The 19,650-nt window shown below is 65.2% G+C and carries 15 protein-coding genes; 11 read left to right on the forward strand and 4 right to left on the reverse strand.

Annotation, left to right across the window (positions count from 1 at the left end):
• Positions 1-36 precede the first annotated feature (36 nt).
• From ccmE to AC0X69_RS17370, 7 genes are all read left to right on the forward strand, one after another.
• The gene (ccmE, locus tag AC0X69_RS17340) at positions 37-474 is read left to right on the forward strand and encodes a cytochrome c maturation protein CcmE (RefSeq protein ID WP_482609207.1); all 438 of its coding nucleotides are present in this window, start codon (positions 37-39) and stop codon (positions 472-474) included.
• Between the two features lie 217 nt (positions 475-691).
• Positions 692-2,659, forward strand: a complete 1,968-nt coding sequence (locus tag AC0X69_RS17345) for a heme lyase CcmF/NrfE family subunit (protein ID WP_482609209.1) — start codon at positions 692-694, stop codon at positions 2,657-2,659.
• A 116-nt stretch (positions 2,660-2,775) separates the two neighbouring features.
• Entirely contained in the window at positions 2,776-3,306 is a 531-nt protein-coding gene (locus AC0X69_RS17350) for a cytochrome c-type biogenesis protein (protein WP_482613432.1), read from the forward strand.
• 219 nt (positions 3,307-3,525) lie between these two features.
• Positions 3,526-4,620, forward strand: a complete 1,095-nt coding sequence (locus tag AC0X69_RS17355) for a lipase family protein (RefSeq protein ID WP_482609211.1) — start codon at positions 3,526-3,528, stop codon at positions 4,618-4,620.
• 120 nt (positions 4,621-4,740) lie between these two features.
• Positions 4,741-4,992: a zinc-finger domain-containing protein gene (locus tag AC0X69_RS17360; protein ID WP_482609213.1), complete on the forward strand. Its 252-nt coding sequence runs from the start codon at positions 4,741-4,743 to the stop codon at positions 4,990-4,992.
• Between the two features lie 12 nt (positions 4,993-5,004).
• Positions 5,005-6,189 carry an FAD-dependent monooxygenase gene (locus AC0X69_RS17365; RefSeq protein ID WP_482609215.1) on the forward strand — a complete coding sequence of 395 codons (1,185 nt, stop codon included), beginning with the start codon at positions 5,005-5,007 and terminating at the stop codon, positions 6,187-6,189.
• A gap of 377 nt (positions 6,190-6,566) precedes the next feature.
• Positions 6,567-7,190 (forward strand): transglutaminase-like cysteine peptidase, encoded by a 624-nt coding sequence (locus AC0X69_RS17370; protein ID WP_482609217.1) that lies wholly within the window; start codon positions 6,567-6,569, stop codon positions 7,188-7,190.
• Positions 7,191-7,197: 7 nt separating this feature from the next.
• Here AC0X69_RS17370 and AC0X69_RS17375 read toward each other — a convergent pair whose 3' ends face one another.
• Complete coding sequence (locus AC0X69_RS17375) at positions 7,198-7,728, reverse strand: gamma carbonic anhydrase family protein (protein ID WP_482609219.1); 531 nt, start codon at positions 7,726-7,728, stop codon at positions 7,198-7,200.
• 214 nt (positions 7,729-7,942) lie between these two features.
• Between AC0X69_RS17375 and AC0X69_RS17380 the strand changes: the two genes are divergently transcribed.
• Complete coding sequence (locus tag AC0X69_RS17380; RefSeq protein ID WP_482609221.1) at positions 7,943-9,658, forward strand: heparinase II/III family protein; 1,716 nt, start codon at positions 7,943-7,945, stop codon at positions 9,656-9,658.
• Between the two features lie 31 nt (positions 9,659-9,689).
• Positions 9,690-11,282, forward strand: coding sequence for a bifunctional phosphoribosylaminoimidazolecarboxamide formyltransferase/IMP cyclohydrolase (purH, locus tag AC0X69_RS17385; RefSeq protein ID WP_482609223.1), 1,593 nt, complete (start codon positions 9,690-9,692; stop codon positions 11,280-11,282).
• Between the two features lie 19 nt (positions 11,283-11,301).
• Here the strand turns inward: purH and AC0X69_RS17390 are convergent, their stop codons facing one another.
• Positions 11,302-12,429 (reverse strand): IS630 family transposase, encoded by a 1,128-nt coding sequence (locus AC0X69_RS17390; RefSeq protein ID WP_482607591.1) that lies wholly within the window; start codon positions 12,427-12,429, stop codon positions 11,302-11,304.
• 137 nt (positions 12,430-12,566) lie between these two features.
• Between AC0X69_RS17390 and AC0X69_RS17395 the strand changes: the two genes are divergently transcribed.
• Entirely contained in the window at positions 12,567-12,896 is a 330-nt protein-coding gene (locus AC0X69_RS17395; protein WP_482609225.1) for a cellulose-binding protein, read from the forward strand.
• 70 nt (positions 12,897-12,966) lie between these two features.
• Here AC0X69_RS17395 and prfA read toward each other — a convergent pair whose 3' ends face one another.
• Complete coding sequence (prfA, locus tag AC0X69_RS17400) at positions 12,967-14,037, reverse strand: peptide chain release factor 1 (RefSeq protein WP_482609227.1); 1,071 nt, start codon at positions 14,035-14,037, stop codon at positions 12,967-12,969.
• A 52-nt stretch (positions 14,038-14,089) separates the two neighbouring features.
• Positions 14,090-16,354: a phosphoenolpyruvate--protein phosphotransferase gene (gene ptsP, locus AC0X69_RS17405; RefSeq protein ID WP_482609229.1), complete on the reverse strand. Its 2,265-nt coding sequence runs from the start codon at positions 16,352-16,354 to the stop codon at positions 14,090-14,092.
• Between the two features lie 315 nt (positions 16,355-16,669).
• Between ptsP and AC0X69_RS17410 the strand changes: the two genes are divergently transcribed.
• The gene (locus AC0X69_RS17410; RefSeq protein ID WP_482609231.1) at positions 16,670-19,537 is read left to right on the forward strand and encodes an EAL domain-containing protein; all 2,868 of its coding nucleotides are present in this window, start codon (positions 16,670-16,672) and stop codon (positions 19,535-19,537) included.
• Positions 19,538-19,650 lie beyond the last annotated feature (113 nt).

Here is a 19,650-nt window from a genome sequence, read left to right on the forward strand (position 1 = left end):
ACCGCTGCGGTCAGCATGGGAGCATTCTGAAAAACGATGACGCGTAAGGGAAAGCGGCTGACGTTGATAGCCGGCGCGATGGCGGTTCTCGGCGTCGCCGCCGGGCTGATGCTGTTCGCGCTGCGCGACAATATCGTGTTCTTCTACACGCCCTCTGAGCTTGCAAAAAAGCAGACGGCGCCTGGCGCGCGGCTGCGCATCGGCGGACTGGTGAAGGAAGGAACGGTGATGAAAGACGGCCAGCACGTGCGCTTCACCGTCACCGACAAGACGAGCGATCTTCCGGTCTCCTATACCGGCCTGCTGCCGGATCTTTTCCGCGAAGGGCAGGGCGTCGTCGTCGACGGCGTGCTGCAGCCCGGCGGCGCCTTTCGGGCCGACAGCGTGCTCGCCAAGCACGACGAACGCTACATGCCGCGCGACGTCGCCGACGCGTTGAAGAAGCAGGGCGTCTGGCAGGGAGAGACGAAGTGAGGGGCGGCTGCCGGGTTCATACCTCCCCCTTGCGGGGAGGTCGGTCGCCATCGCAGGCAAGTTTGCGCAGCCTGCGTAAACTTGGCGGCGCGGCGACCGGGTGGGGGGAGATCTCAGCCCTCTGTGAGTTCACCCCACCCCGAACCGCTTCGCGGTTCGACCCTCCCCGTCAAGGGGAGGGATGTGCGCCCTTTCTTGCAATCCTCGGAAGGTCCGCATGATCGTTGAAACTGGACATTACGCGCTTGTTCTGGCGCTGGCGCTCGCGCTGGCGCAATTCGCCATTCCGTTGATCGGCGCGCGGCTGAACGATGCGGCGCTGATGCGGGTCGCGCGCCCCGCGGCGATCACGCAATTCCTCTTCGTCGCGCTTTCCTACGGCGCGCTGACCTATGCGCATGTCGTTTCCGACTTCTCGCTCGTCAACGTAATCGAGAACTCGCATTCGCTGAAGCCGTTCATCTATAAAATCTCCGGCGTGTGGGGAAACCACGAAGGCTCGATGCTGCTGTGGGTGCTGGTGCTTTCGCTCTGCGGCGCGCTCATCGCAGTGTTCTCGAACGCGATGTCGGACAGGCTGCGCTCCGACGCGCTCGCCGTTCAGGGTCTGCTCGGCGCCGCCTTTCTTCTCTTCATTCTGCTGACGTCGAACCCCTTCGCGCGCGTCGCGCCGGCGCCCTGGGAAGGGCGCGATCTCAACCCGATCCTGCAGGACCCCGGCCTCGCGATTCATCCGCCGCTGCTCTATCTCGGCTATGTCGGCTTTTCGATCGTGTTCTCTTTCGCCGCCGCCGCGCTCATCGGCGGACGCATCGACGCGGCCTGGGCGCGAGTCATTCGCCCCTGGACTCTCTTCGCCTGGATCGCGCTGACGCTCGGCATCGCCATGGGCTCCTACTGGGCCTATTACACGCTCGGCTGGGGCGGGTTCTGGTTCTGGGACCCGGTCGAAAACGCCTCGCTGATGCCCTGGATCGCAGGCACAGCGCTGCTGCACAGCGCCGCCGTCATGGAGAAGCGCGAGGCGCTCAAGGTCTGGACGATCTTTCTTTCGATCCTCGCCTTCTCGCTCTCTCTGCTCGGCACCTTCCTCGTGCGCTCCGGCGTGCTCACCTCTGTGCACGCCTTCGCGAGCGATCCCGACCGCGGCGTGTTCATCCTCGCCATTCTCGTCTTCTTCATCGGCGGGGCGCTCGCGCTCTTCGCGCTGCGGGCCGGCGCGCTGCCGGTCGGCGGACTGTTTTCGCCGATCTCGCGCGAAGGCGCGCTCGTTATCAACAATCTGCTGCTTTCGGCGTGCTGCGCCACGGTCGTCGTCGGGACGCTCTATCCGCTGGCGCTGGAGGCGATCACCGGGGAAAAGATTTCCGTCGGCGCGCCTTTCTTCAACACCGTGCTGATTCCGATCGCGCTGCCGCTCGCTTTGCTGATGCCGATCGGCCAGATGCTCGCCTGGAAGCGCGGCGATCTCGCCGCCGCGCTGCAGAGGCTGCGCGCCGCCTTCATTGTCGGCGTTCTGGCGGCGGCGGTTTTCGGCGCCTGGTACGGAACCCCGTTTCTTTCTATCCTCACCGGCGGCGTCGCCATCTATCTCGTCGTCGGCGGCTTGAGCGATCTTGTTTTCCGTGCGCGAGGGAGATCAGGGCGTCCGAGCTTCAAACGTCTCGCCGGCCTGCCGCTTTCGGCTTTCGGGACGTCGATCGCTCACGCCGGCATGGGGCTGACGCTGCTTGGCCTCGCCGCGACCGGCTGGGGCGTCGAAACCATCGTCGCGATGAAGCCGTCGAGCTTCTATGACGTTGGTCCATATCAGATCGGCATCGAATCCGTGTCGCCGCGCCAGGGGCCGAACTATTCCGAAGTCTACGCCGTAATGGCGGTGCGCAAGGGCGGCGCGACGCTCGCCACGATCGAGCCGGCCAAGCGCTTCTATCAGGCGCGGCGCATGGCGCGTTCGGAGGCGGGGATCGCCACACTGGGATTGGGACAGGTCTATGCGGCCATCGGCGAGTCGCATGAGGACGGCACGATCGACGCGCGGCTGTACTGGAAGCCGCTCGTGACGCTGATCTGGATCGGCGCGCTCATCATGGCCTTTGGCGGCGCCTTGTCGCTCGCCGACCGGCGGCTGCGCATCGGCGTCGCGCGCCGGGCCGCGGCGCCAGCCCTGGAGCCGGCGGAATGAGTGTCGATTTCGTCTTTGGCCAATCCCCCAAGCCCCTCACCTCACCTCTCCCCGCAAGCGGGGAGAGGGAGCGGCTGGCGTCGCTGCTCAACGCCCATCGCGGGGGCGATGCGCTGATGGCCCCTCTCCCCGTGAAAACGGGGAGAGGTGAGGTGAGGGGCCAGGGGTTTAGGCTCCGGCTGGTCTTGTTTTTCTTGACTCTCCTCTTGCCCCTCGCGGCCCACGCCCTCACGCCCGGCGAGATGCTCGCCGATCCGGCGCTCGAAGCCCGCGCCCGGGCCATCACCATGGAGCTGCGCTGCCTCGTCTGCCAGAATCAGTCGATCGACGATTCCGACGCCTCGCTCGCCAAGGATCTGCGCGTGCTGGTCCGCGAAAAGCTCAAGGAAGGCATGAGCGATGCGCAGGTGCGCGAATACGTTCATTCCCGCTACGGCGATTTCGTGCTGCTGCGCCCGCCCATGAAGCCGGGCACGCTGCTCTTGTGGAGCGCGCCGCTGATCGCGCTGCTCGCCGGCGCGGCCGCGGTCTGGATGGCCGCCAGGCGTCGCCGGGAGGTTGTCGCGGCGCCGCCGGCTGAGCTGACGGCCGAGGAGCGCGCGCGGCTCGAAGCGCTGGGCGTGGCGCGCCGGTCCGAAGAGAGCTGACTGGCGCCGCCTTTTTCAAGGTTGGAAGGCTTCTATCGGGCGCGCCCGGTCGAGCCGCGACGTAATTAAGAGACACGCTACTTCTGCCGTGTAGATTGTGTTATCCTCGCGACGTAATTGAAGAATTTAGCGTGAATGCGCGCCGCTGATGCGAGAGCCGATAACGGGATCCGGCATCCTTCGCAGCCGGACTTTTCAAATCATTTCAGGAGAAGCGATATGTCCCAACGCTTAAACCAAGCCATGTTGCAGCCTGTTTCGGGCCCGACAGACATTTTCGGCGTCGCCTATCTGCAGCTGTGCCAGATTTCCTATGCGCTGCCGTCCTCCATTCCGGCTCTCGTCAAGACCAAGATGCCGCCTTTGAGCGCTAACGGTAGATGGGAATGCGTCTGGGGACCGGTCGAAAGCGATGATCTCGCCAATCTGGTCTTCGTGGCCGCCTATTATGACGGTCCCAATCTCCCGCCGACATTCGCCGCTGTCGTCACGCGTGGCACCGACGTTGACGTCGATGACGTCTGGGGCGTTTTGCAGCAGGCCTTCGAGGACTTTTACGTCATCTTCCCGCGGTCTCCGCCATGGCTGCCCGCGGGAAGCTCCGCGCTTGTCGCTGACGGAACGATTTACGCGCTGGAGACCATTCAGGGCTTTTCGGACCCTACCCACGGCTCGCTTCTGGATTTCGTCGCGAACTTCCTCCAGGCGCCGGAGAACCAGAACCCGGTTCTCGTGTGCACGGGCCACAGCCTCGGCGGATGCGTGACATCGGTGCTGGCGCCCTGGCTACAGTCATCGCTGGCGCTGGCGGGCGTTTCGAATCCGATCGTGCCGGCGACCTTCGCGGCTCCGACGGCCGGCAACGCCGCCTTCGCGGATTATTACACATCCACTTTCGGTTATTGCCCCCGCTACTACAACACGCTGGACATCGCGCCATTAGCCTGGGGGGATCTCGACGCGATCTCCACGATCTACGACGCATGCGGCATTCCGATTCCCGACGCAGCCTATTTGCTCCTCGTCGCCTGGGCGGACGCCATGTGGGTCGAGGGCGCGAGCTATTCCCAGCAAAAATCGATGAACGCGCCGCTGCCAGGAACCTGCTTCGAACTCTATCCTGCCGACTGGTACACCCAGGCCTTGATGCAGCATCATACCGGCACTTACATGCGTCTCCTTGGCGGAACCTCGATCGATATCGGCCCAAGCATGCTGGCGCGGGGTCGCGGGCGGCGGCGCATCTCGCGCTACCGCCTTCAGTCGCAGATTAGGAGTTCCGAAAATCTCCTGCTAAAGCTCAAGGAACGCTGAGGGTTGTGGGGCGCCCGCGGCCCCGGCGCCGCGTTCGCCCCTATCTAAATTGCTCGCGCTGCAATATAGGGAGCGGAGCAATTCCTAGCCGCTCAACGCGGCGTGACTGAAGAGCGGACTATGGCCCAGCATTACACGCCCCATTTCCACAATCAGCCCGGCGTCGCGCAGATCAGGATCGGCGCGAAGGAATTCATGTGCATCGGCGCGCTCCCGCCCTTCGACCATCCGCATGTCTACCTCGACATGGGATCGGGCTCGGAGGCGATCTGCCCCTATTGCTCGACGCTTTATGTCTACGATCCGGCCTTGCGCGGGGGCGCCGACCCCGCCGAATGCGTTTACCGCGTCTCTGAAGACACCGCCGCCTGACAGAAGTAGCCGGTGAGCGCGCCGATCGTCATCGCCGGCGCAGGCATTGGCGGCCTCGCTGCGGCCCTGTCGCTGGCGCGCGCCGGCAAACGCGCGCTGGTGCTGGAGCGCGCCGCCCGGATCGACGAGGTCGGCGCCGGACTGCAGATCGCGCCGAACGCCGGGCGAATTCTCGCCAAGCTCGGGCTCGAGCCGGCGCTCGCCGCGGTGGCTTTGGAGCCGCGGGCCATAAATATTCGCCGCGGGCGCGACGGCGCCGTGCTGGCGCGGCTCGATCTCTCCGACGCCAGATCCCGCTGGGGCGCGCCCTTCCGGCTTTTCCACCGCGCCGATCTGCAAGGCGCGCTGCTGCAGGCGGCGGTGGACAATCCGCAGACCCATGTCCGCGCCGGCGCCCGCGTCGGCGATTTTGAAGCGAGCGCGCGCGGCGTCCGCATCCGAGTGCACGCGCCGGAGGGCGTCGAGGAGATCGAAGCGGCGGGCCTCATCGGCGCCGACGGCCTGCGCTCGAGCGTGCGCGGGCATCTCGTTCCATCCGAGCGCGATGCGCCCGCCTATTCCGGCTGCGTCGCCTGGCGCGCCACGCTCCCCGCCGACAGCGTTCCCGCGGCGCTGCGCGTGCGCGACTCCAACCTGTGGCTGCTGCCGGGCGCGCATGTGGTGCATTATCCGCTGCGGGACGCCTCGCTGATCAACGCCGTCGTCATCATCGAAGAGCCGCCGGAGGCTGAGAACGCCCATTCAAGCCTGTCGCTGGCAGGCGCGGAGCTCGCCCGGCGGTTCGCGCTGCGCCGCGCGGCTGGCGAGTTGCGCGAGCTGATCGAAGCGGGCGACGCGTGGCGACACTGGCCGCTGTTCACGCGGCCGGCGCTGGAGCGATGGTCGCGGGGACCGGTGACGCTCCTTGGCGACGCCGCGCATCCGATGGTTCCCTTCCTCGCGCAGGGCGCGGCGCAGGCGATCGAAGACGCCGACGCGCTGGGGGAAGCCTTCATGCGCGTGGGCGCGACTGTGGAGACCGCCTTCGCCGCCTATGGAGACGCCCGCTCGGCCCGCGCCGAGCAGGTCGTGCGCGCCTCGCGCCGCCAGGGCGGCTATTTCCATATGAGCGGCCTGCCGGCCGCCGCCCGCAATCTTGCGATCCGGGCTCTGGGCGGACCCGGCATGCTGGCGCGCAACGCCTGGCTCTATCGGTAGAGAGTCCCTGCGCGCCTGCGTAAACCTCTGTGACGAATTTGCGCTGCAAGAAAGGCGCGCCGTCACACGCGCTAAAAAATTTTTCGCGCTGAAACGGGCGCGTTAACCTCCGCATCGGGCATGAGTTAACCTTCGCTCCCGGAAGCTTAAGCAGAAGCAACGAACCGGCGTCGGCGGCGAAAGGATCGTGCGCGAAAAGCAGAGGAAATTCAACAGGCTACGAGATTGCATCAAATTTTATGCGTTTCGACAGCGCAAAATTATACTTACCGAAGACCTCAGAAAATCTGAACGACTTCGCGTAAAATCCGACAGAAATACTTTTAAGGACAGCAAAACAAGAAAACTAACCTCGCCTCATGTCACGGAGGCGGGTCATGTTGGGCGTTGTTGGCAAAGCGGTTATGGCTCTCGGGATGGCGGGCGCGGCCCTCGTCGCGGTCAATGCGAAAAGCTTCGCCGGACCGGAAACGGCAACCTTCGCGACGCTCGGCGCGGAAACCAGCGTGCCCTACGGCTGGGTGGACTTCTGCCAGCGCTACCGCGGCGAATGCCGGAACGATGAAACCGCCGCTCAGGAGATCGACCTTACCGCCGCGGTCTATCGCAAGATCGCGCGCATCAACGCCTGGGTGAACGAGAACATCGACCCGGTCGCCGACACGGAGCATTGGGGCTCCGTCGATCAGTGGGATTACCCGAGCGACGGCAAGGGCGACTGCGAGGATTTCGCGCTTTTAAAGCGCCGCATGCTGATCGAGGAAGGTTTTCCCCGGCAGGCGCTGCTGCTCACGGTGGTGAAGGAGAAGAATGGCGACGGCCATTCGGTCCTGACGGTCAAGACCAACCGCGGCGAATTCATCCTCGACAATCTGTCTAACGAGATGCGGCCCTGGACGCGCGCCCCCTATCGCTTCGTCAAGCGCCAGTCGCAGCAGAATCAAAACGCCTGGGTGGCCATCGGCCCGCCGACCAGCGCGCCGCTCTATGTGTCGCGGTAGGGCGCTGTCAGGCGATCGGCGTCAGTCCTTTTGCATAGCGCGCGCCGTTCTCCACGTAATGTTTCGCGGATTCGAGATGGCGCGCCCGCGCGGCCTCGTCGAGCGTGCGGATCGCCTTGGCGGGGGAGCCGACGATCAGCGAATAGTCGGGAAATTCCTTGCCTTCTGTCACCAGCGCATTGGCGCCGACGAGGCAGTTCGCCCCGATCTTCGCGCCGTTGAGGATCGTCGCGCCCATGCCGATCAGCGTCGCTTCGCCGATGATGCAGCTATGCAGAATGACGCCATGGCCGATCGTGCAATCGGGGCCGATGTCGAGCGGAAAGCCCATGTCGGTGTGGAGGATGCTGTTTTCCTGAATATTGGTGCGCGCGCCGATCGTGATCCATTCATTGTCGCCGCGCAGGACGCAGCCGAACCAGACGTTGGCGTCCTCCTTCAGTTCGACGCGGCCGATGATGTGCGCGCCGGGAGCCACATAGAACCGGCCGAAGGCCGGCAGGCGCGGCGCGATTCCATCGATCGTGTAAAGCGGCATGGGCGAAGCCTCCTCAAATGAGGCGCGACATTGCCACTTCCAACCTTTCGCGCGCAATGGCGCCGCCGCCGGAGCCGGCGGGATCTCATTCGGAAGTCACGGAAATTTGGACTATAAGCGGAGGGCGGGGTTTGATATTGCCGGCTGGCGCGCCGCCGGCCGCGGATTTATTCGCGCGCGAGCCGCTATCGGAGGACGCCCACTGAGCGCCATCATGTTGCGGGATCGGGTGCGGTTGGCCGGCGTCTCGGCGGCGCGGGCGGCGGGCGCCTTCGCGCGAGGCGCCGCCGCGCCCTACCACCTCGTGAAGTCGATGGCGATCGCGCCGCCGGAGCGGCTGCGCATCGCCCCTCCGGACATCAGAACGACCGATTCGACCGTCGCCGACCAGATTTTCGCCGGATATTTCTCCTTCGAAGGCAAGACCATACAGGCGCGGGGCGCGTCCCCTTTTCTCGCCGTGGCGCCTTCCGAGGGCTGGCGGCGCTCGCTCGCAGGCTTCGCCTGGCTGCGGCATCTGCAGGCGTCGGACAAGAAGGCGGCTCATGCGACCGCGCAGGCGCTCGTCGCCGATTTCCTGTCGCTGCCCAAGCTGCCCGCCGACGATCCGGCGATGGAGCCGGCGATCATCGCGCGACGGCTGCTCTCTTTCCTTTCGCAATCGCCGATGCTGCTCGACGGCGCGGACGCCGAATTCTACGACGCCTTCATGCTCGCGCTGGCGCGCAACGCGCGGCTCTTGTGGCGGGCCCTGGCCGGCGACGGCGCGCGCGGCGTCGACCGCGCCTTCTGCGCGATCGCGCTCGCCGAATTCGCCGTTTGCGCCGACACCGGCCGCAAGATCGCGCCGCATGTGTCGCGCGCGCTCAGCGCCGAGCTCGACCGCCAGATCCTCATCGACGGCGGCCACGTCAGCCGCAATCCGCAAGTCGCGGTCGATCTGCTCCTCGATCTGCTGCCGCTGCGGCAGGTGATCGCTGCGCGCGGCCTGCAAACGCCGCCCGCGGTGCTGCGCGCGATCGACCGCATGATGCCGATGCTGCGGATGCTGCAGCATGGCGACGGCTCGCTGGCGCTGTTCAACGGCATGGGCGCGACGGCGCTGGATCGGCTCGCGAGCGCGCTCGCCCATGAGGACACGCGCGGCGCGCCGCCGGTCAACGCCCCTTACGCCGGCTATCAGCGCATGGAGGCGGGCGACGCGCTGGTCATCGTCGACGCCGGCGGACCGCCGCCTTTCGAGTTCTCGCTGTCCGCGCATGCGGGCTGCCTGTCGTTCGAATATTCGCTCGGAATCGAGCGGGTCGTCGTCAACTGCGGCGCCCCCTGCGCGCCGCATCTCGACGCCCGTGAACTCGCGCGCGCCACCGCCGCGCATTCGACGCTCGTTGTCGGCGACCGCTCCAGCGCCCGCATCGCGCCGCAAAGCGCGCCGCGCCGGCGCGCCGGGCGCATTCTCGCCGGCCCACGAAACAGGGAAGTCGAGCGCCGCCGTCTGGAAGGCGAGACGACGCTGGCCTTGTCGCACGACGGTTATGCGCGCGATTTCGGCCTCATCCACGAGCGCGAATTGACGCTTTCGGCCGACGGCGCCGCGCTTCGGGGCGTCGATCGGCTCGTCGCTGCGCCGGGCGGCGGCAGACATGCGGAAGCTGGCGATTTCGCCCTGCGATTTCATATTCATCCGCGCGTGCGCGTTGCGCTGCGGGCCGACGGCGCGATCAAACTCAATCTCGCCAATGGAGAAATCCTGATCTTCGAGGCCCAAGGCGTGACGCCCGAAATCGAAGACAGCATTTTTTTCGCGGCGCCGGGCGGCGCGCGCAAATGCGCGCAGATCGTTATTCGAGGGCCCGCGGCCTCGGGCGCTGTGATCGGGTGGCGTTTCAGGCGCGCAGGCGAGCAGGTTTCTCCCGACCGCAAGGTATGATAAGCGCGCGGCGTCATTTCAGGAGTATGCAATGCCCGTCGATTTGCGCCGCGTGGCGCGCGCGCTGATTTCGGTTTCGGACAAAACAGGCCTTGTCGAATTCGCGCGCGTCCTGACGACGCATGGCGTGGAGCTGGTCTCCACCGGCGGCACCCGTAAGGCGCTCGCAGAGGCGGGACTCGCCGTTCGTGACGTCGCCGACCTCACGCAGTTTCCCGAGATGATGGACGGAAGGCTGAAGACTCTGCACCCCAAGGTGCACGGGGGGCTTTTGGCGATCCGCGAAAATCCGGAACATGAAGCGGCGATGCTCGCGCATGACATCAGGCCGATCGATCTTCTTGTCGTCAATCTCTACCCCTTCGAATCTACGCTTGCGAAGGGCGCGCCCTTCGAAGAATGCGTCGAGAATATCGACATCGGCGGGCCGGCGATGATCCGCGCAGCGTCGAAGAATCACGACGACGTCGCCGTCGTCGTCGATCCCGACGATTACGCCGCGCTCATCGAGGAGCTCGCCGAGACGAAGGCCGCAACCCGGCTCGCGACGCGTCGCCGACTCGCGCAGAAGGCGTTTGCGCGCACCGCCGCCTATGACGCCGCGATCTCGAACTGGCTCGCGCAGGAGCTCGGCGAAGCCTCGCCGCCGCTGCGCGCTTTCGGGGGACGTCTCGCCGAGCCCATGCGCTACGGCGAGAATCCGCATCAATCGGCCGGCTTCTATCTCACCGGCGAGAAGCGCCCGGGCGTCGCTACCGCGCGTCAGCTTCAGGGCAAGCAGCTCTCCTATAACAACGTCAACGACACGGACGCGGCTTTCGAATGCGTGGCGGAATTCGATCCGGCGCGAACGGCGGCCGTCGTGATCGTCAAGCACGCCAATCCGTGCGGCGTCGCCGAAGGCCCAACTCTTGCGGAAGCTTACGCCAAGGCGCTGCGCTGCGATCCGGTTTCGGCTTTTGGCGGCATCGTCGCGCTCAATCGCAAGCTCGACGCTGCGGCGGCGCGCGATATCGTCAAGATTTTCACCGAGGTGATCATTGCGCCTGACGCCGACGAAGAGTCGATCGCGATCATCGGCGCGAAGAAGAATTTGCGCCTGCTGTTGACGGGCGGCGTTCCGGATCCTCGCGCGCCAGGATGGACCTATCGGTCGGTGTCGGGCGGGTTTCTCGCGCAATCGCGCGACAACGCCCTCGTCGACGATATGGATCTGCAGGTCGTGACGGAACGTCAGCCGACGGCCGGGGAACTCGCGGATCTCAAATTCGCCTTTCGCGTCGTGAAGCACGTGAAGTCCAACGCCATTGTTTACGCGAAGGATGGGGCGACGGTCGGCATTGGCGCCGGTCAGATGTCGCGCGTCGATTCCTCCCGCATCGCCGCTCATAAGGCGATGGAGGCGGCGCGCGCGGAAGGGTTAACGGAAAGCCTCGCGAAAGGCGCCGTCGTCGCTTCCGACGCCTTCTTTCCCTTCGCCGACGGCTTGCTGGCCGCGGCGGAAGCGGGCGCGACGGCCGTCATTCAGCCCGGCGGCTCGATCAACGATAAGGACGTCATCGCTGCGGCGAACGCGCAGGGGCTCGCCATGGTTTTAACCGGGATGCGCCACTTCCGGCACTAGTGTCCTGATTCAGAAGTTTCTATCCAGCTTTGGCTTGGAGGTCGAGGGTGCGACGGCAGAAGCGTTCGATGGAGGCCAGAATGTCGTCGGCTGACTTGGTCCAGCGCAGCGGCTTCGGATCAGCGTTCTGTTGGGCGAGGAAAGCCTTGATGGCGGCGATGAGGTCTTTGACGGACTTGTGCGCGCCTCGCTTGATCTGCTTTTCGGCCAGCAGCGCGAAGAAGCGTTCGACCTGATTGATCCACGACGACGATGTCGGCGTGAAATGCATGTGCCAGTGGGGCCGCTTGGCGAACCAGTTGCGGATCACTTGCGTCTTATGGCTCGAAGCGTTGTCCATCACGACGTGAATGTCGAGGCCGGCGGGAACGTTGCTCTCCACTTCGTCGAGAAACTTGCGGAACTCCTGCGCGCGATGGCGCGGCATGCATGTGCCGATCACACTGCCAGCCTTCACGGTCGTCTCAGCCGTGACAGCAGCGATGAAGCCGGCAAAGAGCGTCGTAGTGCCGTGGCGGTCGTAGTCGTGCGTGCGCCGCTCGACTTGTCCAGGGCGCATCGGCAGCAGCGGCTGCGTTCGATCAAGCGCTTGTATTTGGCTCTTTTCATCCACGCATATCACCAGCGCCTTGTCGGGCGGATCGAGATAGAGGCCAACGATGTCGCGCACTTTCTCGACGAACTGCGGGTCGGTCGAGAGCTTGAAAGTCTCGGTGCGATGCGGCTGTAGGGAGAATGCACGCCAAATGCGATGAACCGACGAAGTCGACACGCCCGATGCTTTCGCCATGCCGCGCGTGCTCCAGTGCGTCGCGTTCTTGGGCTGCGTTTCGAGTGTCCTGGTCACGATCTCCTCAACGCGGTCGTCGCCGATCTTGCGTGGCGCGCCACAGCGCGGCTCATCGTCGAGACCATCGAGACGGTGCTTGGCGAAACGCTCGCGCCATGTGCGCACGGTCTGCCGCGTTACACCGACCGCAGCCGCGATCTCGCAGTTGTTGAGCCCGTCAGCGGCCCGCAACACGATCTCCGCGCGTTGCGCATGCCCACGCGCCACCTTGCGTCGCCGGACGAGCCTTTTGAGGTATTCCCGTTCGTTCTCGCTGAGCTCAATCTTGCTCGCTTTGGTCGCTCCGTCCCTCGCCATGCCGCCCTCCCGAATCCCGCCTGGGCCGAAGGAATCACAATCGCGAAAACGTGGCTAGTAATTTCTGGGACAGGACACTAGCAAAGCGGCGAGCGATCCGGCTAGACTGCCCACCAATGCGGAAATGGAGTTCAAAAATGCGTAATTCTTTGAAGCTGTCGTTGGGTCTCGCCCTGATTTGCGCGCTGGCGTCAAGCGACGCGTTGGCGAAGGCGAAGCAGCGCGCGCCGGCCGCGACCGGCCAGGTGACCGCAGCCCCCGGCGACGATTTTCCCGTTCCCTTGCCGCACAATTTGATGACGAATAAGGACTGGCTCGACGACGGCTCCGCGCCTTCGGCGGCGAAGGGAAATCTGCAGCCAAACCGTTACGCCAACGACAATTACTTCCTCGAGCAGCAGGATTTCACGCTGCAGGATCCGCAGCGCTACAACGAGATCGGCCAGTATTTCGATTACGGCTGGTGAGCGTTTTTGGCGCTCAATGAAGGCGGGCGCGCGCCGGCCTTCATGGCTCTCCTGAGTTCGCGAAGCGCTCTCACGCCTCGCTTTGCGCGAGCAGCTTCTGCTGATGATCGGTCGTCAGCGCGTCGACGATCTCGTCAAATTCGCCTTCCATCACCCGGTCGAGCTTGTAGAGCGTCAGATTGATGCGGTGATCGGTGACGCGGCCCTGCGGAAAATTATAGGTGCGGATTCGCTCCGAACGGTCGCCCGAGCCGACTTGCTGCTTGCGATCGTCTGATCGTTCCTTATCGAGCCGCTGCCGCTCGGCGTCGTAAAGACGCGACCGAAGAACGTTCATCGCCTTGGCCTTGTTGCGATGCTGCGAGCGCTCCTCCTGCATCATCACGACGATGCCGCTCGGAATATGGGTGATGCGGATCGCCGACTCTGTCTTATTGACGTGCTGACCGCCGGCGCCTTGTGCGCGCATGGTGTCGATCTGCAAATCCTTGTCGTCGATGGCGACGTCGACGTCCTCCGCCTGGGGCAGCACCGCCACCGTCGCGGCCGATGTATGGATGCGGCCTTGAGTTTCGGTTTCCGGCACGCGCTGAACGCGATGCACGCCGGATTCGAATTTCAGGCGGCCATAGACGCCGCGGCCGATGATCTCGCCGACGATTTCCTTGAACCCGCCGAGCGCGCCGGGGCTTTCGGAGACGACCTCGACGCGCCAGCCTTTGAGCGCGGCATATTTCTGATACGCGCGAAAGAGATCGCCGGCGAAAAGCGCCGCCTCGTCGCCGCCCGTGCCGGCGCGGACTTCAAGGATGACGCCCTTCTCATCCGCCTCGTCTTTCGGCAGGAGCGCAAGGCGCAGCGCGCTTTCCGCCGCCTCCAAGCGTTCATGCGCGGCGTCCGTCTCGCTCTCGGCCAGCGCGCGCATTTCGGCGTCGAGCGAGGCGTCGGCGAGCATCGCGGAAAGGTCGTTGGATTCTTTCTGCGCGGCGCGGTAGGCGCGGATCCTGTCGACGACCTCGTCGAGCGTCGCGCGTTCGCGCGATAGCGCGACGAACGCCTGTCCGTCCGCGCCGACGGCGAGCTTGTCGCCGATCTCGTCATAGCGGCGCAGGATGAGGTCGAGCTTGTCTTGAGCGAACATGTGAGCGTTTCTGTGAAATGATGACGGCGACGGCGGAAAGAAAGAGGCTGCGCTACAAGGGCACGCCGCGCGCCACCGCATAATCGCGCAGTTGCTCGCGCACCGAAGCGCCGCCGTCGTCGGAGGCGAGCAGCGAGGCGAGATAAACCTGCGCCTCTTCGAGATTGAGGTTGAGAATCATCGACTTCACTGGGCCGATCGCGGAGGCCGCCATCGACAGCGAGCGGTAGCCGATCGCGACCAGCGCCAGCGCCTCGAGCGGTCGTCCGCCCATCTCGCCGCAGAGCGTCACCGGCGCGTTGTGCCGCGCGCCGGCAGAAACGATGCGCTCCAGCGCGCGCAGGACCGGGCGCGAGAGATTGTCGTAGCGCTTGGCGACGCGCGTGTTGTCCCGATCGGCCGCATACATGTACTGCACGAGATCGTTCGAGCCGACCGACAGAAAATCCGCGCGCTTGGCGATGAGATCGATTTCCCACAGGAGCGAGGGCACTTCCACCATGGCGCCGAGCTCCACCCGCGTCGGCAGCGGGTGACGGTGTCGTTTGATATGTTCGAGCTCGCGCAGCGCGATCGACTTAGCCGCATCGAATTCGGCGACATTGGCGATCATCGGGAACATGATGCGCAGATCGCGATGCGCGCCCGCCTTCAACATCGCGCGCAGCTGCATGCGCAGCAGTCCCGGTCTGTCGAGACCGATACGGATGGCGCGCCAGCCGAGCGCCGGGTTCTCCTCTTCGATCTTCGCCATATAGGGGAGGATCTTGTCGGAGCCGATGTCGAGCGTGCGGAACGTGATCGCCTTGTCCGGCGCTGCGTCGAGCACCGCTTTGTAGAAACGGTATTGCTCGTCCATCCGCGGGAAGCGCGGCGCGAGCATGAACTGCAGCTCCGTGCGGAACAGTCCGATGGACTGCGCGCCGGTCTCATGCAGGTGCGGCATGTCGATGGCGAGGCCCGCGTTCATATGCAAGGAGATCTCGACGCCGTCCTTGGTGACCGCCGGCACGTCGCGGAGCTTGGCGTATTGCTCCTGGCGCCGCGCCCGCAAACGCGCCTTTTCGGCATAGGCGCTCTGCACGTCCGGCTGCGGCCGGACGTGCACCTCGCCGGTCGTGCCGTCAACGATGATCGGGTCGCCCGTTTCGACGATATCGATCAGGCCGGGAACGAGACCCACGGTGGCGACGCCGAGGGCCCGCGCGACGATGGCGACATGGCTCGTCGGTCCGCCTTCCTCCAGCACCAGACCCCGCAGCCGCTTGCGGTCATAATCGAGCAGCGCCGCCGGCCCCATCGTGCGTGCGACGATGATCGCGTTTTCCGGCACGCTGTCGCGGTCGGCGACATAGCTCTGGCCGGTCAGCTGATGCAGCAGCCGGTTGGCGATGTCGTCGAGATCGTGCAGGCGGTCGCGCAGATAGGGGTCGGTCTGGCGCTGCATGCGCGCCCGCGCGTCGTTCTGCACGCGCTCGACCGCCGCCTCCGCGGTCAGGCCGGTCATCACCGCTTCGCGCAGGCGGCGCACCCAGCCGCGGTCATAGGCGACCATGCGCACCGTTTCGAGCACTTCGCGCGGCTCGCCCGCGGCGATGCGATCGCTATGCGCCACGAGCTCGTCGATCGACTGGCGCATGGCGTCGATCGCGTGTTCGAGCCTGGCGAGTTCGCCAGGCATGTCTTCGGCGACGAGCTGCTTGATGACGACGCGCGGTTCATGCAGCAGCACATGGCCGAGGCCGACGCCCTCCGCCATCGGCGCGCCCCGCAGCGACGCCGGACGGTAGAGCGCAAGATCGCGTGGATCCTCGATCGCCTGCAATTCGCCCGAGGCGATGAGTTCGGCGAGCAGCATCGCCGTCGTCTGCAGCGCCTCGATCTCTTCTTCCGAATAGACGCGGCGCACCTTGTTCTGGACGACGAGCACGCCGAGGGTGTTGCCGCCGCGCAGGATCGGCACGCCGAGGAAAGAGTGATAGGCCTCTTCGCCCGTCTCCGGCTTGTAGGAGAAGGCGGGATGCTCCTGCGCCTCCGAAAGGGCGAGAGGCTCGGCGCTCTTGGCGATGAGGCCGACGAGGCCCTCGCCGGCGTGCATCGTCGTCAGATGCACGGCCTCGCGGTTAAGGCCTTCTGTGGCGTATAGCTCCAAGCGCTGGTCGGCGCGCAGCACATATACGGAACAAACCTCGGCGACCATATTCGCGGCGATCTGCACCACGATCTTGTCGAGCCGCGCCTGCGCGCTGACCGGCTCCGCGCTGATCTCGCGGAGCCGGCGCAGCAGAAGGCGAGGGCCGCCGAGAGCGCTTCGCATCCAATCCTTTCCCGTTTTCCCAGAATTTCGTGGGCAAGCCCACCGCAAAAAAACCGCCATGCGCCTGTAGATTGCGACGGTGGCCTTCAAGCAGCGTATATTGGCGCCGTCCGCGCTCCGCAAGCGCGGCCAAGAAGCGCAGCAACGCAAGGAACATACCGCTATAGCAAAGCTTGGCGAATCGGCTTGCGGGCAGGGCTCGAAGCCTCTACCACTTGCCGATCAGAGTGTGGCGACGACAGCCCATGCGCTTGGCGCCCGTCTTCGGCCGCGCAAGACGCGTTCTCCGAGCCGGCGGCATCGAGAAGAGATTTCGTGCGTCTGAAAAAATACCTGATCGCTCTCTTTTTGTTCATCGTGTCCGCTCAGGCCCTCGCCATGGAGTCGGTGCGGGTGCCGCAAGGCGCGCGGGCGATCGATCTCACCAATGTCGTCGAGAAACATTCGTCGCAGGGCGACCGGCTGCAGGTCTCGACCGCGCCCGGCTCGGACGGCATCGTCCGTCGCATCGAGGTGGGCGCCAAGGAGGCGGGCAGCCAGCCCAACTGGATCGTTTTCGCGCTCACCAATGACACGGATGAGCAGATCGAGCGCCTCATCGTCGCGCCGCACTACCGTCTGCAGGGCTCGGGCGTCATCTGGCCTGACCTTGGCTCCTCGCGCATTACGGCGATCACGGCCAGCCAGGGCTTTCCGCCTGAGGTCGAAGACGCGTCGGACGCCGACGTTTTCCGGCTGACTCTCGACCCTGGCACGACGGTCACCTATGTCGCGGAGCTGCGCACGCCCAACCTGCCGCAGCTCTATCTGTGGGAGCCCGCCGCCTATAAGGACAAGGTGACGAGCCTGACGCTCTATAAGGGCATCGTCATCGGCATCGCCGGTCTGCTCGCGCTGTTTCTGACCATCGTCTTCGTGGTGAAGGGCGCCGTGATCTTCCCGGCGGCGGCGGCGCTCGCCTGGGCGGTGCTGGCCTATGTGTGCATCGACTTCGGCTTCTGGGACAAGATTTTCGGCTTCGACGCCAACGCCAACCGCATCTGGCGCGCCGGCGCAGAAACGATTCTTTCGGCGACGCTCGTCGTCTTCCTCTTCGCCTATCTCAATCTCAACCGCTGGCATGTGCGGGCATGGCATGTCGCGGCGCTGTGGCTGCTGATCCTCCTGGATCTCGTCGGCCTGGCGGTGTTCGACGCGCCGGTCGCCGCCGGCGTCGCGCGAATTTCGCTCGCGACCATCGCCGTCGTCGGCTTCGTCCTGATCCTCTATCTCGCGACGCACGGATTCGACCGCGCGATCATGCTGATACCGACCTGGTTCCTGCTGGCCGTCTGGGTTGCGACGGCGGGGTTCGCAGTGGCCGGCTGGATCACCAATGACCTCGTGTCTCCGGCGCTCGTCGGGGGCCTCGTCCTCATCGTCATGCTGATCGGCTTCACGGTGATGCAAAACGCCTTCGCCGCGGGCGGGCTGTCGCATGGCGCGATCAGCGACGTCGAACGCAAGGCGCTGGCGCTCACCGGCGCAAACGAGATTGTGTTCGACTGGGACGTGCCCTCGGATCACATCTACGTCAGCCCGGAAGCGGAGGCGGCTCTCGGACTGGACCGCGGCGGGCTCGAGGGCGCCGCCTCCTCCTGGCTCGATCTGCTGCATCCCTTCGAGCAGGACCGCTATCGCGCCTGTCTCGACGCCATTCTCGAGCAGCGGCGCGGTCGCATCAATCAGGATTTCCGCCTGCGCGCGGCGGACGGCCACTATCTCTGCTACCGGCTGCGGGCGCGGCCCGTGGTCGGCCCCGACGGCGAGGTGATCCGCGTCGTCGGAACGCTCAACGACGTGACGGACGAGCGAAACGCCCAGGAGCGGCTGCTGCACGACGCCGTGCATGACAATCTCACCGGCCTGCCGAACCGCGAACTCTTCTTCGACCGTCTTGAAGCCGCTCTGATTCTCGCGCGCATGGAAAAGGACGTGCGCCCGACCGTCCTCGTCATCGACATCGACCGCTTCAAGCTGATCAATGAGCAGGTCGGCATGGCCATGGGCGACAGCATTCTGCTCACCGTCGCGCATCGCCTGACAAGATTGCTGCAGCCGCAGGACACGCTCGCGCGGCTCTCGGGCGACAAGTTCGCCATCATTCTGGTTTCCGAAACGCACGCCGATCACGTCATCTCCGTCGCCGACTCGGTGCGCCGCGCGCTATCGACGCCGGTGCGCTTCACCGACCAGGAAATCGCGATCTTCGCGTCGATCGGCGTCGCGCTCTATGACCAGCAGACCCATCCCGGCGCGAGCGACATGCTGGACGACGCCGAAATCGCCATGCGCTACGCCAAGCGCTCGGGCGGCAACCGCATCGAAGTCTTCCGCCCGGCGATGCGCGCGCAGCGCTCCGACCGTCTGACCCTCGAGGCTGATCTGCGGCGGGCGCTCGAACGCGGCGAGATCAAGGTCTTCTTCCAGCCGATCGTCCGGCTTGAGGACCGCACCATCGCGGGATTCGAGGCCTTGCTGCGGTGGGATCATCTGCGGCTGGGACGGCTCGAGCCTTCCGAATTCTTTCCCGTCGCCGAGCAGAGCGGGCTGATCGTCGATCTCGGACTCCTGGCGCTCGAGCGCACGGCGCGCGAACTCGCGGCCTGGCAGCGCGCCCTCGCGGTCGATCCGCCGATCTTCGCCTCCGTCAATGTCTCATCACGCCAGCTCTTGCGCCACGACCTCCTGCGCGACGTCAAAAGCGTCTTGATGCGCAACGACATCGCCAAGGGTAGCCTCAAGCTCGAACTGACCGAGAGCCTGGTGATGGAGAATCCCGAATATGCCGCGCAGATGCTCTTGCGCATCAAGGAGCTCGGCGCGGGACTCGCGCTCGACGATTTCGGCGCCGGCTATTCGTCGCTTTCCTATCTGCAGCGCTTCCCCTTCGACACGATCAAGATCGACCGTTCCTTCGTCAAACAGTCCGGCAAGGGCGCGCGTCCCATCGTTTTGCGCTCGATCATCGCGCTGGCGCAGGACCTCGGCCTCGACGTCGTCGCCGAAGGCGCGGAGACCGAGCAGGACGCGATCGAACTTTATCAGCTCGGCTGCGGCTATGCGCAGGGCTACGCCTTCGGGCGCCCGATCAGCGCCCGCGACGCCCGCCGCCTCGTTGGCGCCGCCCCGGAAGCGGCTTAGTTTCTCTCCCCCAGACGACCCGAAACGATTAGTGTTCGACGGAGCGCGCTTCGTCTTCGGCCGTCATTGCTAGCGAAGCGAAGCAATCCAGAGGTCGGAAAGCGCTTCGACTG

Source organism: Methylocystis sp. Uni0008 (assembly GCF_056838045.1).